We start from the raw sequence: 20,468 nt of genomic DNA, 5'->3' as shown, positions 1-20,468 counted from the left end.
GCTAACGATCTCGAATATGCGTAGCAGTCACTTAATTCACTGTACCATATATATCTTTAAATAACATGGCGGAGCTGACGGGATTCGAACCCGCGATCTCCTGCGTGACAGGCAGGCATGTTAACCCCTACACCACAGCTCCGCATTATTTGGTTGCGGGGGCAGGACTTGAACCTGCGACCTCCGGGTTATGAGCCCGACGAGCTACCAACTGCTCTACCCCGCGTCAATGTATGTGCGATAATCAAATCTGAGATGATATGTGGTTGCGGGAGCAGGACTTGAACCTGCGACCTCCGGATTATGAGCCCGACGAGCTACCAACTGCTCTATCCCGCGTCAATGTATGTGCGATAATCAATCTGATATGATATGTGGTTGCGGGAGCAGGACTTGAACCTGCGACCTCCGGATTATGAGCCCGACGAGCTACCAACTGCTCTATCCCGCGTCAATATTTCGCCTCTAAAAGCGAAGCATGTTTATCAGCGACAATTAATACTATACTACATACAAAAAAAATGCGCAAGGGTTCACTCGAATATTTTATATAAAACTGCAGGATAAACGCATATTTCATTCATGAGCGGATACCAGTTCTTCTACGTTTCGCATACTATAGATCAGCAAACGAAACAATCGTTTGCCAAAGACCATCTGTACCTGCCATTGGACAGATGTTCCCTCCTCGAACATGAGCAGCTTTGACGCTGCTCTTTTTTGATAATCGCTCTCTCCATCCCTCGCAAATGAAGCGTTTTTTTGCTATAATTTCTGCCAAAGACCTTTATTTACACTCTGTGGGGCATAATATAGAAATCAACCCTCCACCTGGCAACCATTCTTATTTCCAACACCACACAGAAAAGCAAAACTATCGCTAGCTCACTATCATACGCTCAGATGGGTGTCTAAAGTCATATCATCTTTCATTTACTAGAAGGAGGCGATTTTCATGAAATATGGAGTAGCGATATTCCCTGAAAAAAAAGTACAAGACATTGCCAACTCATATCGGAAACGATATGATCCCCATTACGGTCTCATCCCACCACATATCACGTTAAAAGAAGCGTTCACGCTCGAGGAGGAAACAGGGAATCAAGAGGAGACGATCACCAATATTGTACAGCATTTAGAAAAAGTAGCTGAAAGGACAGCTCCCTTCACCATCTTCCTCAACAAAATCGGCACCTTTCATCCCAACAGCAATACGATATACGTCTCCATGTACGACGGGGCTGATATTATCCAACTACACGATCTGATCAATGAGGGTCCGCTCAGCCACCCTGAGACCTACGCTTTTATCCCCCATATCACAATCGGACAAAAGCTTTCTGAAGATGAGCTTCTCGATGTGTACGGAAGTCTCAGAATGACTAACATAAGTATTGAAACCAAGATTGATCGCTTTCATCTTCTCTACCAGTTGGAAAATCAATCGTGGTGCTTATACCAAAGCTTTATTTTAAATGGACATAAGGAATAAAAGGAGAAAAAATCCCGTGAACCTAAAAGTCATTACAGCCAAATCGCGCCAACAAATCGAGCAGGCTTTTTATATTCGTAAAATTGTCTTTGTGGAAGAACAACATGTCCCTGCCGACGAGGAGATAGATCATCACGAAGAGGATGCGACCCACTTTCTCATCATCACCCCTGACGAAAAACATGTTGCCACCAGCCGAATCCGCTTCATAGATGAAAACACAGCCAAAGCGGAGCGTATCGCTGTACTCAAAGAATACCGTAAAGGCGGAATCGGAATGAAGCTCCTCCAAAAGATGGAGGAGCATGCTAAAGAGAAACAAGCAACTGGCATCATCTTAAATGCCCAAGTACAAGCCCAGGGATTTTATGAACGTGCCGGCTACCAAGCCGAAGGGGATACCTTCATGGACGCAGGGATCGAACACATCCGCATGCGCAAAAAGTTGTAAAAGATAAAAACAGAGCACCCCTAATTAGGGGTGCTCTTACACTCAACATCAGGTCAATTTTTTCAACTCTTCTTCTAGCATCTTTCCGATTTGCTCCTTACTCGCATCAGACCCTTTCGAGTCTTTCCCTTCCTTTTGCAAAAATTCCTCGCCAAATTCATTCATGAGTTTCTCCAAATTCCGATCATCACCTGGAGTGCTACCGGCCTGTTTATCATCGTCACCCATGTTCATATTCCGCGCAAATTTTTGTAGAAAGCGGAGCAATGAGAGCGCCTCCTCGCCTATTTGTTGAGTGCCCTCATAGTATATCTCAAGTTAGTGATCTCCATCAGTACACCAACAAGAAATATCTACCTACTCCAACTCTCCTTCTTCAATTGCTCCTGTGACGCACTCTCTTCTGCCATCATGGGATAAACCCGCTCTAATCGCTCAAACTCCACTTGCCCTTTAACAACTCTAAGTACTCCCTGTACCCAGAAATCCATCTCCACGCACGGTGAAGGTAAACCTTTACTTTTAACTGGTGCCATCTTGCCATCGATCCAAGCCACTGGTCCAGTAGCCGTAACATCGACACGAAATATCCCCGCACGATTCTCTTCAGCAGATGAGACAGGATCTGTGCCAACACTTTCCTCGATCATCCAATTCTTTGCCTCGAAAGCAGCGGGCAGCGCCCCGATCAAAACATGATATAAAGGACGGAAATGCGTATAGACAGGACCTATCTTTACTTGGTCTAACCAGCGAAATAATTGTTTAAGCGTATTGAGAAAAATCTTCGCTCGTACAGCGCTTTTCGGACCTACTTGTGGGTACCATACAGCGAGGAAATGAAGGAGTGCCTTTTCATCTAAAGAATTCCAGTGAAAAGAGAGTCCGAAATAGGAGGAGATGTACTCACATAGCCAATCCAATGTTTGTTGGTATAGATTGCGTGTTCGCTCTTGCAATGTGGAGACGTACTCTGAGTAGAAACGACTCAGCTGTTCCGCTATTCCATCTGAAAGGCCCGTCTCACTAGCAAGAGGCGGCGAGAGCAAACGTCGTTGCTCCTGTGTTGAGGGAGAAGAAATTAAAGTGGATTCTTTATTCTCACGCTCTTCTCGTCCCCGTTCCTGCGCACGTTGGAGCGACCACCCTACTACTTGAAGTCGATGCCTCTCCCAATAAGTGGATTCTGATTCTCCGCTACGTTCTGCATTTTTTCGTATGTGCAAGAGAATCTCCTCCTTTAAACTTGATCTAAATAATGTATAGGGACCAATCATCTGATAGCGATTACCTAAACGAGAAAGACGAGCAAACACAAGCATTTCTTCCTGCAAAGGTTCAGCCACATACACTGTATAATAATCCTGCGACAAAGGAGCATAGAGGCGCACGCGGCTTCCTTGTACCTGCATCACTTCATAGTACGTGAGGTGAACAGAACAGAGATCTTCTACCACGGGTTTGTCCCATTTTTGCGGTATAAACGATTCAGCCCAGCACTGAACTGGACGTCTGCCTGCAAAGCAAGGCGTGTCGAAAATCATCCAATAGTGGTAGGCAAAATAAAGACTCTCCGGGAGAGGCGCATGAAGTGATAAGCCCATCTCTCGTTTAAATAAATCAGTCCATTCGTCTATGTTCCTCTTCAGCAGCTGTTTTTCATACCAACCATACAAATCATTTAGTAATCCCGACTTCTGCTTTCCTTCCCGTACATCACGCGCACTCTCTGCTGCCTTAATCGCCACCACTCGCTCACAACATTTCTTATATTTCCTCCCACTACCGCAGGAGCACGGATCATTACGGCCCGGCATGGTATACACCTCGTATCTAGGACATCATTGGTTCCAGTATACAAGAAAGATAGATTCGACAAAAATCCAAACAAAAAGTCCTTGTCCACACATTTTATACTGATAAACGAAATCTTTCAATAAATGTTCGCCTTTATTTACAAAAAAAAGTTACAGCATCAATGCTGTAACTACTTGAGGACATAAATAGTGACGCCACGTCTGCCCCACTGCAATGCTTCGCTACGCGAGGTAAAAAACAAATCAATAATGTTTCCATTAACTGCACCACCCGTATCTTCAGCAACACCATAACCATAACCGGGAATATAAAGTTTCGTTCCTAATGGAATCACGCTAGGATCGACAGCAATCGTTCCACGTTTCGGCACGGTTCCCGTCGCTGTGCGGTTACCAGTAGCCGTGTACCCAGTCGCTTCACCTTCAATCACTTTGCTATACTCTAACCCTTCAATCGAACCCGAAGCAACCTCAACGATCTCCTTCGTTCCCACCGTTACTTCCTTATCAACAGCGGCAATCTCTTTAACCAGCCGCTTTCCCGTTTCAGATTCAACTAATTTTCCATTTTTGTAAATCATGGAAACTTCATAAATTTTCTTACCTTCTTTACCTGCACGAACAACTTTCTCTTCCCCTTTAGCAAGATCATCATCATCTTTTTTCTTTACTTTATAATCGATCGTTTTTACTTCTTTTTTCACTTTCTTTTCAATTCGATCGACCGAGACTTCCATACCATCGGTAATCGTCTGCTCTAAGGGGTGATTTACTTGATCCCATTTTCCTAATTCCACTTCTTGCTCCTTCAACAAGTCGCCTACTGTCCTCACACTCGTCTCTACAGTGCCCAGATCGTCATCTCCCACTTGGAGATTAACTTCACAGCGACAAGTTAACGAAATCTTCATGCCGTTCTTCACCGGTTCATCCCATGCTATATTGGATTCATATTTATCTTTAATCTCTTTGAGATTATATCCACTCTTCTCTAAAGCCTCTTCTACAGTTCCGCCCAACACGGTTACCTCTACATCCTCTTTCTTGTCACTAAAGGCAACCGCTACATCTGCTTTCATCGAATATGCCGTCACTACAACGGATACGATGAGCAACGCAACAACACTTAACGTTATGATGAGACCCTTCTTCATCCAACGCCTCCTTTGTGTTAAACAAATAAGCACAATGATGCCTACAATTATACCAGAGAAGGAGCAAATGATCCAGAAGATCATCGTGAATAACATGCTTTTGGAATATAAAACCAAATCGAGCCCCATCATTCCCAATTTCGACCTCACTAAAAAACTCCCTAAGTTGGAATGATTAATCCCTAATACTTACTTAATCCACTCTTGCAGGAGCAGGTTGTGTCCGAGGTTCTTTTTCTGGAGCACGTGGAACCTCACGCGTCTGATGTGCAATCTCTTCAGTTCCATATACCATAATCGTAAGCCAACCATGACTTACCTTAGCAACAATTAATACGGGGCGGTTCAACTGGTTTTGAAATTGAAAATCGGGGCCACCCCAGGAAACCGTAGCGTCTCGTTTAACAGGTACATAGGTTACTTCCTTACTATGACTTACCCGCTGGACAATACGTAAGCCCGCCCCATCAACTGCATTAAACAGTGTCGAGGAAGTCTGACAAATCCCCCCACCTATCCCCTCAGAATATTCCCCCCGCACAATAACAGGCGCTTGACGATAGCCACGTTCCACAGTTCGCTCTCCCACCACTTCATTAAAAGAAAAATACTCTCCAACATCTACAACACGATGATCCAATGCTTCCACTGATAACATAATATTATGGGCTCGGTTCTGATTAGAAGGATTAAATCGAGTCATATACGACCCCAATTTTTTCCCTTTGATTTTTCGCAAAGTTTCAGTCGTAATCGCTGGGGGAATCTGAATAATGGGTAGGGGTTGCGGTTGGTGTAGATAGAGATGAATCATCTCCAACCAATCGTCAATTTGATTTCGATCTATCTGAATGCCATTACGATGGGGCTTAATTTTGTGATCCCTAAAATAGGCATTCTGCGGTAGACGATTTACTTGCAACTCCAATACTCGCAGCCATTCATAAAAAGCACGTCGATCTATGCTCATCGGATCAATACCATCATAGCCGATCTGAGCGAGATCCAATTTCCAACGCTGACCCTTCCATTCCATGACTAACTCGGTCGTTCCTTCTTCCTGTAAGAGAGAAACCACAGAGGAGGGTACATGTACCGACATAGAAGACGAAACCGATAGCAACATAACGACACAGGTCATAAAGACACCAATATACATTTTCATCCGCATCCACCTACCTCTTCTCTTCGTTAGCTTGTGTCGAAAAGAGAAAAGGTATCACAAACTCCAACACTCTATTGCAATTGTGTGATCAGCTTGTGAGGAGGCTGTGAACACGGCGTGATGCTTTTGTGAAAAGAATCACATATAAGTATCCTTCTCCCCTGTTTCCGCTATGATAACGATATAAAACAATACCTGGACAAATGGATTCACTGCATCCATCACATATCAGACTGTGTCTGGCACAAAGGAGGAATCACCATGGATAGCACCATGCTTAGTCGAATCTTAACGGGAGAAACCCTCGCTTTCCACATTATTTGGGCGACCATCGGTGTCGGGTTGCCACTTCTAATCTCGTTAGCTGAAGGGTGGGGCATTTATAAAAGAGATCCACACTATATTCTTCTTGCCAAGCGCTGGACGCGTGGGTTTGTTATCACCGTTGCTGTCGGTGTTGTCACCGGAACATGTATCGGCATGATGCTTTCCTTACTATGGCCAAGTTTTATGCAGTTGGTGGGAAACGCCATCAGCCTCCCTCTCTTTATGGAAACGTTCGCTTTCTTTTTCGAGGCTATTTTTCTCGGGATCTATTTATATACATGGGATCGCTTCAAACCGATTGTTCACTGGCTTACTTCAATCCCGATTGTGATTGGATCAACAATGTCAGCCGTCTTTATTACAACGGTAAACGCATTTATGAATACACCCGCTGGATTTACGTTAAAAGATAGAGAACTTACCAATATTGATCCCATCGCCGCAATGCTTAATCCGGCTACGCCAACGAAGGTAGCACATGTAGTCTCCTCTTCTTACCTTACAGGTGCCTTTTTATTAGCTGCAATCAGTGCATTCCTGATACTACGCGGACGCACCCATGTGTACTATAAAAAAGCGATCAAATTTACGATGGTAACAGGGCTGATCTTATCGCTTGCGACCATCGTAGCCGGAGATTTATCTGCCAAGTTTTTGGCACAGTATCAACCAGAAAAATTAGCGGCAGCTGAATGGCATTTCGAAACAGCAAAAGAAGCACCTTTAATCCTCGGAGGAACCCTCGATGAAGAGACACAAGAGATCAGAGGAGCAATCGAGATTCCTTATGCGCTCAGCTTCTTAGCTACAGGGAAACTGGATGGTACAGTAGAAGGGTTAAATGAGACACCAGCAGAGCTCCGCCCTCCTCTTTTCGTCCATTACTACTTTGACGGCATGGTAATGATCGGTATGTATCTCTTTTTTATCTCTGCCCTTTTTATCATATTATGGGTGTGGAAACGTGGAAACGAATGGAATCGGTGGCTTCTACGGGGTATTCTTTTAGGTGGTCCGCTCTCCTTCATTGCAGTTGAACTCGGATGGATGTATGCCGAGCGTGGACGACAACCCTGGATGGTAACAGGACTTTTGAAAGTGAGCGAATCCGCTACCACTGCAAATAATGTGGGACTTCTACTCTTGGTCTTCACCCTACTCTACATTGCACTTGCTACCATTGCGATCGCAGTGCTGCTACGCCTATTCCGGAAAAATCCAGCTGAACCAGAGCTGGCTCAAATCGATCACATGACTGATCACAACTAACATCTAGAAGGAGGACGCATATGGACTGGCTTCCGCTTGAATATATCGGGATCACTGTATTATGGACTTTCTTATACGGATACCTGATCATTGCTTCCATCGACTTTGGAGCAGGATTTTTCTCCTATTACAGCATGTTAACCAAGAAAGATTCCATCGTAGGCAAAGTGATTAATCGCTATCTGTCACCCGTGTGGGAAGTAACCAACGTTTTCCTCGTCTTCTTCTTTGTCGGGATGATCGGTTTCTTTCCTGATACCGCTTATTATTATGGTACTGCCTTACTCTTACCCGCAAGTGTAGCACTGGTACTACTCACGATTCGCGGCTCCTTCTATGCTTTTGCTCAATACGGTGCCCGTCAAAGCCGTATCTATATGTTTCTGTATGGTATAACGGGTCTTTTCATCCCTGCCTCACTGGCTACTGTACTCACCATATCAGAAGGAGGATACATCGCCATTATTGAGGGAGAAGTCACCTTTCTTGTCAAAACATTTTTCCTCAGTCCTTATTCCTGGTCAGTCGTTTGGCTTGCGCTTATCAGTATTTTGTTTATCAGTGCGAGCTTTCTCACTTACTATGCTCATCGCGCCCAAGACGAGCCTGCATTGTCCATTCTGCGTAACTATGCATTAGTATGGAGCTTGCCAACTATCCTAGCGAGCTTTCTCGTCTTTGTCGCTTTGGAAAACCATAATCCTATTCATTTCGCTAATATGATGAGTCTATGGTGGATGTTTATCTTGTCCCTGCTCTTCTTTATTGTCGCTGTCATTTTAATTTGGAAAAAACGATATCTGGGATGGGCCTTTCTATGTGTGATGCTTCAGTTCGCCTTTGCTTTCTATGGATATGGGGCATCACATCTACCTTATTTACTTTATCCGTATATTACGATCGATTCTGGATTTACCAATGGGGCGATGGGGTGGGCACTCGTCATCGCTTTTCTCGCAGGATTAATCTTGTTAGTACCCTCGCTCTTATTACTCCTGCGATTATTTATATTTGACGCCAACTATGTGCGCGGAGAGACAAAGTAAGGCGCGCGCATAGAGAAACCTAAGCCCTTCATATCCCTTACAAGAACGGATGATACTTCGATGAAAAAATCAAGATATAACTAGTACAGTCTATTACTCTATACAAGGAGGAAATGACATGAATCCCTTTGTAGATAGAAAGAAGAGCACTGTGAATGGAAGTTCACTCTCTTATTTAGAATCTGGTCCAAAAGATGGACCACTTGCTCTTTTGATCCATGGTATCCCTGCCAATGCTGAGTTATGGAGAGGTGTAATGGAGCTTTTAAGTAATGAAGGATGGCATTGCTTAGCACCTGATTTACCAGGTTACGGAGAAACAGAATTACCGCCAGATGGAGATTACTCAATAAAAGGAGCCGCTAACCTTCTAGCTAATTGGATTAAGGAAGAAAGAATGGAAGATATTTGGTTGATAGGTCATGATATTGGTGGCGGTGTAGCTCAAATACTTATTACAGACATAGAAGAAAAATTTAATAAGTTTACGCTGAGCAATTCGATCACCTCTGATTCATGGCCAGTTCCAGGAATAGAGGCGCTGATTAAGCTTGCCAAGCTAAAATTATTCACACCCATTGCCTCAACCGGAATTTGGAGCACATCTATCGGTAGATCTACCCTTCAAAATGCAGTATCTGACAAAAGACATTTAACCAAAAGCGTTGTTTCAAGGATATTTTGGGATAAAAAAGTAAGTACTAAGAATGGCCGCACGAAATTCCAGAGAATGCTTGGTCAACTGAATCCACAGCATACCATCGAAATTATGCCCGCCCTAAAAAAAGTTCAAGTACCAGTCTCATTAGTGTGGGGACTTAAGGATCCCAATCAACCATGGGATGGACCGGGAAAAATACTTAGGGAAACATTTCCGTCAGCAAAAATTAAAACCTTACCAAATTCAGGGCATTTCCTCCAAGTGGACTCAACGAAAGAATATGCCACAGCTCTGTTAGAAACTTAGAGATCAAGCATCAACTAAAACTTCAAGGAAGCAGAGACTAAAAGGTTATCTCAAATAACTAAAGGGCCAAGTTTGACCCTTTAGTTATTTGAATTCCTAAGTAAAATTCTCCTTCAGCTTATTTCAAAACCTTCCCACTTTGCATTCTTTAATATTTAGGTGCTCTTTGTTTTAATTAGCATTGGCTGCCCGAATAAAAGCCCGGTATAACTTTTGTGTACCCTCATCATTACTACAATTTTCGGGATGCCATTGCACCCCTAACACAAAGGAATGCTCCTTACTTTCGATTGCTTCGATCAACCCATCTTTGCTATGTGCACTCCCAATAAAACAAGGAGCTAATTGACGTAATGCTTGATGATGGAAACTATTTACTCGCGCTTCTTTTTTTTGATAGATACGAAAAAGGCGCGAATCTTCTTCGATTTCAATGCTGTGTGAACAATGATGACGGGCTGCTTCTTGTTCGTGTTGTAGTACGAAATTACATTGGCTCGTAATATCTTGGTACATATCCCCCCCCTGAGCGATGTTTAACATTTGACAACCGCGACAAACAGCAAAGATAGGTTTATCCAGCTCCATCATTCGACGAATAAGCAGAACCTCCATCTGATCCCGCTCCCATATAATCTCACGCAATCCCGGTAATGGTTCTTCATGAAAAAAAGAAGGGTCGATGTCACCTCCTCCTGTTAAATATAAACCATCCATATGGTACACCATCTCCTCGATCAACTCCGCCTCCACTGTATACGGAAGAGCCAATGGCATTCCCCCTGCACGCAGAATGGCGTCTACATTATCACGATGCAGTGCTAAAAATGTTTCTTCCCGTAGTGATGCTGTAACCCCGATCAAAGGTCTCATCTAGCTCCCTCTTTCTTTTAATCAAAGTGGCAATGCCTCATGCCTTCTTATGTATTCATATGTATACGTAAAAGAGATGCTTCATGTCCACAAAAATCTCTTCTCATCCACGCAAAAAGGGTGCAGAAGATGTAATCACATCCACTGCACCCCACCTGCTATTGTATAACTGTATAACCTACCGAAAAATGTGGATTACTACTGCGCTCGCTCAGTGGAGCTATCAAATAAGAACCGAATGGCATAGATACCCGCCAGTCCTACTAACACGTATACAATGCGACTGATACCCGAAGACTCACGGACTATATCTCCACCGAAGATAGCAGTTACTAAATCCCATTGAAAGAGACCTACAAGTAACCAATTTACTGCTCCAATAATAACTAATACCAATGCTGCTCGTGAAAATCCACCCATCCACTATTCCTCCTAACTGCGAATTAGAGTGATTTAGTCATAGTCTCCCTCGCTTCAATTCAAATTATCCTTAACTGCTACAAATAAACAAAAAGGATGTGGAGAGACTCACTCCACATCCTTGATTGTACTTCCTTATGCTTCTTGCTTTGCTTGGTGCTCAGCAGCCAATTTATCAATTTCTTTCTTCAGCTCTTCTACCATTTGATCTTCAGGGATTTTACGAATAATCTCTCCATGACGGAAAAGTAACCCTTCTCCACGTGCACCCGCAATCCCGATATCTGCTTCCTTCGCTTCGCCTGGACCATTTACAGCACAGCCGAGGACAGATACCTTGATTGGCGCTTTAATATTGGAGATATACTCCTCCACTTCGTTGGCAATACTGATCAGGTCGATTTCAATACGTCCACATGTCGGACAGGAGATCAATGTAGCCGCGTTAGCTGCCAATCCAAAGCTTTTTAATAACTCACGCCCCACTTTTACTTCTTCGACCGGATCAGCACTAAGTGAGATCCGCATGGTAGAACCAATTCCTTGGGCAAGCAGGGCACCCATACCGGCGGAGCTCTTCACAGTGCCAGAAAAGAGTGTACCTGATTCGGTTATACCCAGGTGAAGTGGATAACGAAAAGCTTCTGCCGCTTTCTGATACGCTTCAATCGCCAATCGCACATCAGATGCTTTTAAAGAAACAATAATATCATGGAAATCTAGCTCTTCTAAAATACCGATATGAAATAAGGCACTTTCAACCATACCTTCTGCGGTCGGATAGCCATACTTATCTAAAATTCGTTTCTCCAGAGAACCTGCATTCACTCCGATACGAATCGGAATTCCACGCTCTTTAGCCGCTTTTACAACTGCTTCTACCTTATGGCGCTTCCCAATATTCCCTGGATTGATACGAATTTTATCGATTCCGCCTTCAATCGCTTTTAATGCTAACCGATAATCAAAGTGTATATCCGCTACAAGAGGGACATCCACTTGTTTTTTTATTTCTGGAATCGCTTCTGCTGCACGCATATCTGGACAAGCTAAACGTACAATCTGACACCCTGCCTCCGATAAACGTTGAATTTCAGCTACTGTCGCTTCTACATCATGAGTTTTCGTAGTGGTCATACTTTGAATAACCACTTGATCATTCCCGCCAATCTGCACATCTCCTACAGTAACAGGGCGGGTCTCTCTGCGATGAAACATTTTTTAAGTCGCTCCTTTAGAAGCATGGTGAAAAGAACTTTACATACTTTCTTCCTCACTCATCATAACACATTGACTTGCTTCAAGTTAAAAATCATTCTCTAGTATATCATGCAAAGCAGTAACTGCCTACACATGATCTGTCCATCATTCTATCCTACACAACAAAAAGGAGCCAACGGCTCCTCGTGGTGATCCTACATCTATTCTGATGAGTTATACTTTAGATAAGATTGACACGCTCCGCCACTTCTTGCAGAACATCTTGCGGGGACATCCCACGTGCATTAATCACAGATACTCCAGTTGAGATGTCACTCGCTCCCGTCATATCTTTATCCATTCCGGAAATGACACAGCAATCACAATCCCCTGAACGAAGCTCTTGGGAAAATTCAACCACATCGAAACCCTGATTCTTCAGCAGCTCAGATACAGGGCTTAAACCATTTTCCACTGCTACTCTGCGGTTCAATGCAATCCACCTCCTGGAAAATAGGATTCCACAAGAAATCAGTCCGTACTCCCACACAAGATCTATCTTCCCGTTAATTTTCTTTTTTACGGAAACGATGTTGCTGTTGCTGAGCAAATAACCGAACAGATAACGGAATTAAGCCAAACCACCTCATCAAAAACGGCATCCGCTGCTGTTTTTTCTCTTCCTTTTTTTTCTTTATTTCCTCTTTGGGCATATCCATATAGGTTACCATCTCTTTAACCAAATACTTCAAAAACGCTTCTGAAGACATGCCACAACTCCCCCTTTGTCCCTAGCATGACCGCAGAAGCGTCTTCTTAAACGTAAAATTCTTGTTCGTATCGCACTCGGATTGACGTGCTTATCTCTTCCACTGTACGACCCGTGGTATCCATCGTCCAATCTGCACACTTGTACGAATCCCTTCTCACTTGCAGCAAGTCATAAACCTTTTGTTCAGCGTTTTCCAGCAACAAGGGACGGTTGCTCGCATCACGTAAGCGTCTGATTAATTCGGCTTCACTAGCGGTAAGAGCAACAACCCAACCTAATGCCTGTAACAGCGGAATGTTTTCTTTATTTACAGCGATACCACCACCGGTAGCAATTACATGGGGTTCTGATAAGATAGCAAGAAAGTGGAGTGTTTCCGTTTCTAACTTTCGAAAGTGAGTCTCCCCATCCTCTGCAAAAATCGCATTGATGCTTTTCCCACTCTTTCGTTCCACCTCGTTATCTGTATCGATAAACGCACGTCCCATCGCTGTCGCTAAACACTTCCCCACCGAAGTTTTGCCTGTACCCATAAAGCCGATTAATATAATATGGTGTATAGATGTTTGACGCATGCTCCATATCCACCTGCCTTCTCACTTACCCAACTACAGTATACCTTCAAAAGAAAAATCGCCCGAAATCTCTTTCTGCACATAAAACATATTGGTCAATTGCTCACGAAATTCTTGCTGGTCGCCACCTTCCAGACATTTTACTAGACGGAAGAGAATTGCGTGCTTCTTCTTATTAAGGCCCAAACCTTCAATTCGCTCAAGTGATTCTCGATAATAGGTAATAGCTTGTTCAATATTCCCTTTCTCTTTTTGTAGATCTCCCATGATAACTAAGGCATCTATAAGGTACAGCTGTGCGCTCGACCTTTTCCCGAGCAAGATAGCTTCCTCCAACTTCCGTTCTGCGCCCGGTAAATCCCCTTTTCTCATATAAAGGATTCCATGTTTGGTAAGTGTAGATACATATGGATCTTTAATGTGAACTTTCTTTTGTACCATCGTCGTAAAGTCAAAGCAAACTTCAGCTGTTTTCAAATCATTTAAGCGCAGGTAAACACTTCCTAGAGAATCCCAGAGAAGAAGAATGCGATCGTATTCATTGGTCATACGAGCCCGACGAATCCCCTCTCGTCCAGTCTCAATCGCTTCTTCATAATGACCCGTCTTTCGTAAGAGATTAACACGCAAAAAGTACAACAATAAAAGTAACGATGGCTTTTGAATTTCCTCTTTCCGTGACCAGATTTCGCTTATCATCGAAAATGCTTCACCCACACGGTTGAGGCGATTGAGACAACTAATCTTATTGACCATGAGCACATCATACATATGCTCATGCTTCCCTTCTGGTACAAATGCATCTAGTCCCTTTTCCGCATAGCGCACTGCTTGTTCCAAATCATTTGTATAATATGCCTGGCGCATAAGCTCACAGTAAGCACACGCTTCAATATTTTCTAGTGGATGTGAAGGAGAGAGTCGAATCGCATTTAAAAGCTCTTTCCTCGCTTTCTCCCACTCCCCTTTTTTGTTTAGACACTTCCCTTTTATATACGAGATTAAAAGCGCCGTTGGGTGTTCCGAGGAGATATTGCGGAACTCCTTTAGCTTCTTTAAAGCCTCGTCTACTTCATCCACATCGCTCATGGTCTCAATTGCGAGTAACTCTAACTCTACAAACGACCACTCTTGCTCTACCCCTTCTTTTATTCGCTTCAGATCCGTTTCGTCAATTCCTAATAGGTCCATCAAATATTGGATCTTTTCTAGCATTACATGAGGTACACCACGCTCAATATTGCTTATAGTAGCGGAGGAAATATGTTCATCTGCCAAATCCTCAATTCGTAGCGCTTTCTCTTTACGAATTCGTCGGAGGATTTCACCCACTTCTTTAGTATGTAACTCTCCCATCCTACTCCTCCTCTAACTCTATTTTTCCTTTTATTATACCCTATTCACTTATCATTGAATAGACCGATTTATTCGTCAATTATTACAGAAATGCTTCTACATCATTAATCAATAAACCGTTAACTGTTCACTCCACCTTTTCGAAACGATTACTCCTTCTTCGTCTCAAACAGAAAAAAAGAGAGGTGGGGTGCTTGCTACCCCTCCCACTCTATGATCGTATATTTTTCACTTTCCAACACGACTCGAATGGTTTGTTTCACCCCTTGCTTAGCTCGACCGATGGATACGATTGTTATTTGACCGTTCCCATTCTGAAATACAGTGATCGTCACGTCCACATCGTTCCAGCGCAACTCTTCTTTTCCTTGCCACTGCGGCTGATCTCTAAGCCGTGCTTGCATCTTCGCAATTCCACTTTCCGCCGCTGTTTGGGCTGCATACACTTCCCACTGGATTCGGGTACTATACTGACTGCGAACGGTATGCGCAATCGTGGCTGAGAGCAATAAAAATATGATAAATGTAACCGCTACAGCGGTGGGAAGCGCAAACCCTTCTTCCTCGTGCCATCCTTTCCGCACCTTAATCCAACCTCTCCCTCCGACTGCGAATAAAGGTGTTTATCTCTAAATCTGCTGTCCAGTTCTGCAAGCCTATATCCACGTACACTCCCTCCTGCATCGGAACAAAAGCCGCATAATACACCTCCTGTAACAACACTGTTCTCCCCTTGTAATGCGACTCATTCACTCGCTTCACTTCCCTAACAACGCTCCGAGTACGACTATCTTGGCGATAACGCACCCTTCTTCCATCCCCCAGTTCAAAGTGAAAATCTCCTCTTTCATCCAGACGAAAATCACTGCCTTCCCCAATCTCCTCATAAAGATCGCCGTAAAAAGTATCCCATGCCACCTCCAGCCGCTGCCTACCCATCATCTCCTTCATCTCTTTTTCCACGATCCATCCTAATGAGAACAGTGTCGGCAAAAGTAGCGCCAATAACGATAGCGACAGAATCACTTCAATATAAGTGAAACCCCGCTCTCCACAGGAGCATACTGCAAGGCACTTCGACTTACTGTCTGCTTCTCTCCCTGTCTGCCTTTCCATGTCACTTTTACTTCTGCTTTGTACAAAAACCTGTCGTATCGCGTTTTTCGCCATATCACCTGGTACGTAACTCCTTTCGTCCACTTACTCTCCTTTTCTTCCATCCCCTGCTCAGGAACCCTCACCATCGCACGTTGAGTCTGTTCTAGTCGCGCTTGCAGGTGATGCATCGCTTCAAATCGCTCATCTTGCTTCTGTTGTTGTGTACGCAGTTCCACTACCATCGGCAATGCCGCACCTGCTACAATACTAAGAATGAGCAACGAAGTAACGACTTCTACGAAAGTAAAACCTTGCTCCGATCCTAACTTCATGGAATCCGTTCCACCCTGGGACGTCCCGAGGCAACCTGCACAATCACCTCTGCAACCGCCTCTTCTCCATACATCAACACAAACCGCCCACCCCGAGCCTGGCCGGTCGCATGAAAAACAAGTCCTTTCTCTGGATAGTTGTGCTGTAAATGATAACCCCCCGGTAACTGTACAGCTTGTAGTAGACTACCTCCCTGTAGCAAACGGTAGCGCTCTTCCCCGATTACCTGCACATACACCGCCTCTTCTTTGCTCTCTGCTTCCCGCTGTGCAAATCGCAAATCAGAAACCAATTGCTGTAGAAACAACCCTTCCTTACTTTGTTGTCCCAATGCGCTCCATGCCGGTAATACCACTGTCAACACAGTCCCAACAACGAGCAGTGTAATGGATAGTTCAATCACTGTATGTCCTTCTGTTCTGCGTATCACCCCTATTCACTCCTTATGTGGATGCTTGGTACAAACAACACGCTTTTCACTTACTGCCCCTGTATCGATTGTGTACTTTCCCCCGGCTGGACACGTGGGAGTAGAACGTAAATACTGTGCCTCAGTCAATGCTGCGACCGTGGCTGGATACTTTCCCATTTCCAAAAAATAGTTATCGGCTTGAGCTCCAATCATTTTACGACTAGCCGCACACGCACGCTGCTGTGCTTTTTCACCCGCAGAGATCAAATTAGGGAGTGCAATCGCTATCACCACTCCAATAATAAAGAGAACAACCAGCATCTCAATCAAGGTAAATCCACGTTCATCTCGCCATGCCTGCACCTTATCTCCCCCTATTCATCTAAATCGTTTGAATTAGCTTAAGCATAGGTAAAAACAACGTGATTACTGTAAAAGCAATCCATATTCCAATCATGAATATCAACAGCGGTTCTAAGCTTTTTGTTAGCTGTTGGGAATGTTCTTGTATCGTCGTTGCAATGCTTTTTGCTAGAGTTAACAGCGATTCATCCAATTTACCTGTCTGTTCTCCTATGGCAACCATTTGAGGAAGCGTCGACAAAAACATATGTTGATTTACAGCACGGATCGCCTCATGTAAGGGATAACCGGCTAATAAATGCTGTTCCAACTTCTTCAGGCGAATGGAGAGCGGATACCAAGGAGAGAATTGACACATAAGCTGTAGTGCATCCAGCAACGGTAGCCCCGCCCGTAACAATGAGCCTAATTGAATAGCTAAATAGTGAGTCATCCGTTGTTGAATATAGAAGCGAATCCAAGGTAGGCGCATCGCTACCTCCAACCAGCGACTGCGCTGATAGGGAGAGAAAAATCTGCTGGTTAAATAGCAGAATAAAGAGAAAAGAAAAAATATAGAGATTAAGATTATACCAGTCCGGATCCATGTATAAGAAGAGAGCATCATCTGAGTAAAGATAGGCAACTCTACGCCCATCGAATCATAAAGAGTGGCAAAACGAGGAATCACTATAAATAGTAGAAAGAAAAGTGCGCTCACAACAAAGATCATGACCACTGAGGGATAGAGCAATGCTTGTCTCAACTCGCGCACCAACTTTTCCCGCGCCCGATAGTAGGTAGTACATTGGTCCAGTCCGAATGCGAAGTCTCCGTGCTCTTCTGCCGCCCGCAAAAAAGACAAGGAGAGGCTGGGTAAACGCTCATACGTCAGTACTTCCGCCATCCCTTCTCCTTCCCGCAAACGGTCACAGATACGGTCTGCTTCTGTTCGTGACAATACTTTTTGTTCTGCTAATAAACGAATGCTGGCCAGTAATGGAAAGCCGCTTTTCAGTAGATCGGATAGATGCAAACTAAATGTAGCTACCTTATTATCACTCCATTCCCTTCTATATCTAAGCAAAGGCTTCCACCACCCGGTGAAACTCATGAAGGTCAATCTCTTCAGCCTTCACTCGCGCTTGTCCTATCTCTGCCAAGGTAGCAATCCTCTCTTCCCTTAAACGCTCACGAAACTGTGAAAGCGATGAGGTTTGTACAATCATGCGTTGCCAATGCTCTGTAATGCTTAGCACCTCAAAAATCCCTTTCCGACCGCGATACCCCACCTGGTGGCAAGATGTACACCCTTCGCCCTTACATATGGTGCAAAGAAGTCTTACTAAGCGCTGGGCCACCACCCCACTTAACGCAGCCGCAACACGATACGGGGCAATATTCATATCTAAAAACCGGGTAATCGCACTACAAGTATCTACGGTGTGTAGTGTTGTTAGCACCAAGTGTCCTGTCAAGGCGGCACGCAAAGCAATTTCAGCAGTCTCCTGATCTCTAATCTCTCCCACCATCATTACATTGGGATCCTGGCGCAACAGAGCTCGCAAACCAGAGGAAAACGTAAGCCCAGCCTTGGGCCTAATCTGCACCTGATTAATCCCATCCAACTGACATTCGATTGGATCCTCGAGTGTAACAATATTAACCTTAGTCTGATTTAACTCCTGTAGAAGGGCATACAGCGTACTTGTTTTCCCACTACCCGTCGGACCTGTTACTACAATCAAACCATGCGGTTGCGTTATTAAACGATGAAGTCGCTTCCGCTGGAGTGGCTCTAAGCCCAGATCCGTTAAACGAATACTGTGAGCGCGGCTGTGAAGAAGACGTAGCACGACCTTTTCACCAAACACTGTAGGCATCGTAGAAAGACGTATATCTACTTTGTCCACTCGTCCTGTAATCAGTAGCTTACATGCTCCATCTTGTGGCAATCTCTTCTCTCCGATATCAAGCTCCCCCATTACTTTAAGGCGTGATATCACAGCCTGTCCCTCACTGCGAGAAATCCGAGTCACCTCCATCAATAACCCATCTACACGTTGGCGTATACGCAATCCGTCACGCATAGGCTCTAGATGAATGTCGCTAGCATCCATCAAAACAGCCTCTGTTATCATCTCATCCATAAACGAAATAATATCCAACTCCCACCACCTCTGCAGATATAAAGAAAATCTTTTTCGTAGTCATAATTCAACAAATATATTTATTATTCCTCTTTATTTTCTAAATAATTAATGCAAATTTGGAAATCACGTTCTATTCTTCGCGATGATAACGTTCACATTCTCTTCACTTCATCATTTACTCTTTTTATCTTTGGATAAATTGGACGATACTTGTTCATCCTATCTCTTGAGAACAATGGGGAGTAGCCAAGTGGTAAGGCAACGGACTTTGACTCCGTCATGCGCAGGTTCGAACCCTGCCTTCCCAGCTCATCCTTTTTAGCGCATAATATGACATATATTGCACTGGACGTTATCCTCTCTCTCCCTATATAATGGGGGAGAGTTTTTTCGCAATACATTTACTCGTGAGGGGTGAATCCTATGTTTGTGTTATCGTCAATTGTAGCTGGGACGATCTTATCGCTATGGGGATTTGCCCGTCTAAACACCTACCGACCAGAGGTTAATCATATTGACCTCAAGGTTAAACGACCCTTGGATAAAGAGGGTTTACGTATCTTACACCTGTCCGACCTACACATGGAACGACTGTCGGTCAGTCCCCAAAGTTTAAAAGAGTACGTATCCGATGGAAAGCCGATCGATCTGATTGCCTTAACCGGTGACTATATGGATACTGAACCGATGATAGATCGTTTTTTTGCATATATGGACGAACTGGCGTCCCTTAAGCCCCGTTACGGCATGTATGCTGTATTCGGAAACCATGATTATAAAATTGCTCATCGCATTCCTGAAATCCGTAAGCGCATGGAACAGTATGGATGTGTGGTATTACAAAACGAAAATCATACCTTAAACATTAATGGCCGTACCCTCAACATCATCGGCATTGATGATCATCATACTCGTCGCAGTGACGCAGAGAAGTCTTACGCCGGCATCGATGAAGAGAATGGGATTAATCTCGTGTTAACCCATGATCCTAATATCGTTTTGCAGATGGAGAATCATTCATTCGACTATCTCCTATCTGGACACTTTCACGGTGGACAAATCCATTGGCCACGTCCCTATCATCTACGACGCATGGGACAACTACCCAAATTAAAAATGATCAAGGGACTTCATTATCATGAGGAACGTGCCTTTTATATTAGTGAGGGGCTAGGACAGACCGCATTTAACCTGCGACTCCGTTCTCGTCCAGAAATCACCTTTCATCATCTACAAAAGTCTTAAT

At 44.0% G+C, this 20,468-nt stretch carries 24 protein-coding genes and 5 tRNA genes; 7 read left to right on the top strand and 22 right to left on the bottom strand.

Annotation, left to right across the window (positions count from 1 at the left end; translation table 11 throughout):
- Nucleotides 1–66: 66 nt before the first annotated feature.
- From NXZ84_RS03115 to NXZ84_RS03100, 4 genes are all read right to left on the bottom strand, one after another.
- Nucleotides 67–142: transfer RNA gene (locus NXZ84_RS03115), tRNA-Asp, on the bottom strand.
- A gap of 8 nt (nucleotides 143–150) precedes the next feature.
- Nucleotides 151–226 (bottom strand) — tRNA-Met (locus NXZ84_RS03110).
- Between the two features lie 37 nt (nucleotides 227–263).
- Nucleotides 264–339: transfer RNA gene (locus NXZ84_RS03105), tRNA-Met, on the bottom strand.
- Between the two features lie 36 nt (nucleotides 340–375).
- A tRNA-Met gene (locus NXZ84_RS03100) sits at nucleotides 376–451 on the bottom strand.
- Between the two features lie 504 nt (nucleotides 452–955).
- Here NXZ84_RS03100 and NXZ84_RS03095 point away from each other — a divergent pair.
- Entirely contained in the window at nucleotides 956–1,492 is a 537-nt protein-coding gene (locus NXZ84_RS03095; protein WP_258838824.1) for a 2'-5' RNA ligase family protein, read from the top strand.
- Nucleotides 1,493–1,508: 16 nt separating this feature from the next.
- Complete coding sequence (locus NXZ84_RS03090) at nucleotides 1,509–1,943, top strand: GNAT family N-acetyltransferase (RefSeq protein ID WP_258838823.1); 435 nt, start codon at nucleotides 1,509–1,511, stop codon at nucleotides 1,941–1,943.
- A 48-nt stretch (nucleotides 1,944–1,991) separates the two neighbouring features.
- On the opposite strand, the gene NXZ84_RS03085 is transcribed toward NXZ84_RS03090, so the two are convergent.
- From NXZ84_RS03085 to NXZ84_RS03070, 4 genes are all read right to left on the bottom strand, one after another.
- Nucleotides 1,992–2,210, bottom strand: coding sequence for a hypothetical protein (locus NXZ84_RS03085; RefSeq protein ID WP_258838822.1), 219 nt, complete (start codon nucleotides 2,208–2,210; stop codon nucleotides 1,992–1,994).
- 86 nt (nucleotides 2,211–2,296) lie between these two features.
- Entirely contained in the window at nucleotides 2,297–3,760 is a 1,464-nt protein-coding gene (locus NXZ84_RS03080; RefSeq protein WP_258838821.1) for an SEC-C metal-binding domain-containing protein, read from the bottom strand.
- Nucleotides 3,761–3,930: 170 nt separating this feature from the next.
- Nucleotides 3,931–4,914, bottom strand: a complete 984-nt coding sequence (locus NXZ84_RS03075; RefSeq protein ID WP_258838820.1) for a 3D domain-containing protein — start codon at nucleotides 4,912–4,914, stop codon at nucleotides 3,931–3,933.
- Between the two features lie 193 nt (nucleotides 4,915–5,107).
- Nucleotides 5,108–6,085, bottom strand: coding sequence for a VanW family protein (locus NXZ84_RS03070; protein ID WP_258838819.1), 978 nt, complete (start codon nucleotides 6,083–6,085; stop codon nucleotides 5,108–5,110).
- A 255-nt stretch (nucleotides 6,086–6,340) separates the two neighbouring features.
- Between NXZ84_RS03070 and NXZ84_RS03065 the strand changes: the two genes are divergently transcribed.
- The 3 genes from NXZ84_RS03065 to NXZ84_RS03055 all read left to right on the top strand — a co-directional run bounded on the left by NXZ84_RS03065 (nucleotide 6,341) and on the right by NXZ84_RS03055 (nucleotide 9,688).
- Nucleotides 6,341–7,675, top strand: a complete 1,335-nt coding sequence (locus tag NXZ84_RS03065; RefSeq protein WP_258838818.1) for a cytochrome ubiquinol oxidase subunit I — start codon at nucleotides 6,341–6,343, stop codon at nucleotides 7,673–7,675.
- 20 nt (nucleotides 7,676–7,695) lie between these two features.
- Nucleotides 7,696–8,721 (top strand): cytochrome d ubiquinol oxidase subunit II, encoded by a 1,026-nt coding sequence (locus tag NXZ84_RS03060; protein ID WP_258838817.1) that lies wholly within the window; start codon nucleotides 7,696–7,698, stop codon nucleotides 8,719–8,721.
- A gap of 118 nt (nucleotides 8,722–8,839) precedes the next feature.
- Complete coding sequence (locus tag NXZ84_RS03055) at nucleotides 8,840–9,688, top strand: alpha/beta fold hydrolase (RefSeq protein WP_258838816.1); 849 nt, start codon at nucleotides 8,840–8,842, stop codon at nucleotides 9,686–9,688.
- 171 nt (nucleotides 9,689–9,859) lie between these two features.
- On the opposite strand, the gene NXZ84_RS03050 is transcribed toward NXZ84_RS03055, so the two are convergent.
- The 14 genes from NXZ84_RS03050 to NXZ84_RS02985 form a co-directional block, all read right to left on the bottom strand.
- Nucleotides 9,860–10,561 (bottom strand): gamma-glutamyl-gamma-aminobutyrate hydrolase family protein, encoded by a 702-nt coding sequence (locus NXZ84_RS03050; protein ID WP_258838815.1) that lies wholly within the window; start codon nucleotides 10,559–10,561, stop codon nucleotides 9,860–9,862.
- A 198-nt stretch (nucleotides 10,562–10,759) separates the two neighbouring features.
- The gene (locus NXZ84_RS03045; protein ID WP_258838814.1) at nucleotides 10,760–10,981 is read right to left on the bottom strand and encodes a DUF378 domain-containing protein; all 222 of its coding nucleotides are present in this window, start codon (nucleotides 10,979–10,981) and stop codon (nucleotides 10,760–10,762) included.
- 135 nt (nucleotides 10,982–11,116) lie between these two features.
- Entirely contained in the window at nucleotides 11,117–12,199 is a 1,083-nt protein-coding gene (ispG, locus tag NXZ84_RS03040; protein WP_258838813.1) for a flavodoxin-dependent (E)-4-hydroxy-3-methylbut-2-enyl-diphosphate synthase, read from the bottom strand.
- A 223-nt stretch (nucleotides 12,200–12,422) separates the two neighbouring features.
- Nucleotides 12,423–12,674 (bottom strand): YkuS family protein, encoded by a 252-nt coding sequence (locus tag NXZ84_RS03035; protein WP_258838812.1) that lies wholly within the window; start codon nucleotides 12,672–12,674, stop codon nucleotides 12,423–12,425.
- 73 nt (nucleotides 12,675–12,747) lie between these two features.
- Entirely contained in the window at nucleotides 12,748–12,951 is a 204-nt protein-coding gene (locus NXZ84_RS03030; protein WP_258838811.1) for a YqzE family protein, read from the bottom strand.
- Between the two features lie 46 nt (nucleotides 12,952–12,997).
- Nucleotides 12,998–13,528 (bottom strand): shikimate kinase, encoded by a 531-nt coding sequence (locus NXZ84_RS03025; protein WP_258838810.1) that lies wholly within the window; start codon nucleotides 13,526–13,528, stop codon nucleotides 12,998–13,000.
- A gap of 33 nt (nucleotides 13,529–13,561) precedes the next feature.
- Nucleotides 13,562–14,884, bottom strand: coding sequence for a helix-turn-helix domain-containing protein (locus tag NXZ84_RS03020; protein WP_258838809.1), 1,323 nt, complete (start codon nucleotides 14,882–14,884; stop codon nucleotides 13,562–13,564).
- Between the two features lie 197 nt (nucleotides 14,885–15,081).
- Entirely contained in the window at nucleotides 15,082–15,468 is a 387-nt protein-coding gene (locus tag NXZ84_RS03015) for a hypothetical protein (protein WP_258838808.1), read from the bottom strand.
- A 1-nt stretch (nucleotide 15,469) separates the two neighbouring features.
- Nucleotides 15,470–15,910, bottom strand: a complete 441-nt coding sequence (locus NXZ84_RS03010; protein WP_258838807.1) for a hypothetical protein — start codon at nucleotides 15,908–15,910, stop codon at nucleotides 15,470–15,472.
- Nucleotides 15,907–16,314, bottom strand: coding sequence for a type II secretion system protein (locus NXZ84_RS03005; RefSeq protein WP_258838806.1), 408 nt, complete (start codon nucleotides 16,312–16,314; stop codon nucleotides 15,907–15,909). Before NXZ84_RS03005 ends, NXZ84_RS03010 begins: the two co-directional genes overlap by 4 nt.
- The gene (locus NXZ84_RS03000) at nucleotides 16,311–16,745 is read right to left on the bottom strand and encodes a GspH/FimT family pseudopilin (RefSeq protein ID WP_258838805.1); all 435 of its coding nucleotides are present in this window, start codon (nucleotides 16,743–16,745) and stop codon (nucleotides 16,311–16,313) included. Before NXZ84_RS03000 ends, NXZ84_RS03005 begins: the two co-directional genes overlap by 4 nt.
- A gap of 6 nt (nucleotides 16,746–16,751) precedes the next feature.
- Entirely contained in the window at nucleotides 16,752–17,090 is a 339-nt protein-coding gene (locus tag NXZ84_RS02995) for a competence type IV pilus major pilin ComGC (RefSeq protein ID WP_258838804.1), read from the bottom strand.
- A gap of 19 nt (nucleotides 17,091–17,109) precedes the next feature.
- On the bottom strand, nucleotides 17,110–18,156 hold the full coding sequence (locus NXZ84_RS02990) for a type II secretion system F family protein (protein ID WP_258838803.1): 1,047 nt from the start codon (nucleotides 18,154–18,156) through the stop codon (nucleotides 17,110–17,112).
- Nucleotides 18,149–19,237, bottom strand: coding sequence for a GspE/PulE family protein (locus tag NXZ84_RS02985; RefSeq protein ID WP_258838802.1), 1,089 nt, complete (start codon nucleotides 19,235–19,237; stop codon nucleotides 18,149–18,151). The genes NXZ84_RS02990 and NXZ84_RS02985 overlap by 8 nt, the downstream gene beginning before the upstream one ends.
- A 221-nt stretch (nucleotides 19,238–19,458) precedes the next feature.
- Here NXZ84_RS02985 and NXZ84_RS02980 point away from each other — a divergent pair.
- Nucleotides 19,459–19,530: transfer RNA gene (locus tag NXZ84_RS02980), tRNA-Gln, on the top strand.
- A 115-nt stretch (nucleotides 19,531–19,645) separates the two neighbouring features.
- The gene (locus NXZ84_RS02975) at nucleotides 19,646–20,467 is read left to right on the top strand and encodes a metallophosphoesterase (protein ID WP_258838801.1); all 822 of its coding nucleotides are present in this window, start codon (nucleotides 19,646–19,648) and stop codon (nucleotides 20,465–20,467) included.
- Nucleotide 20,468 lies beyond the last annotated feature (1 nt).

Origin of the sequence: Mechercharimyces sp. CAU 1602 (assembly GCF_024753565.1) — a bacterium.
Taxonomy (GTDB): domain Bacteria; phylum Bacillota; class Bacilli; order Thermoactinomycetales; family JANTPT01; genus Mechercharimyces.
This window is presented reverse-complemented; position numbering and strand designations above follow the sequence as displayed.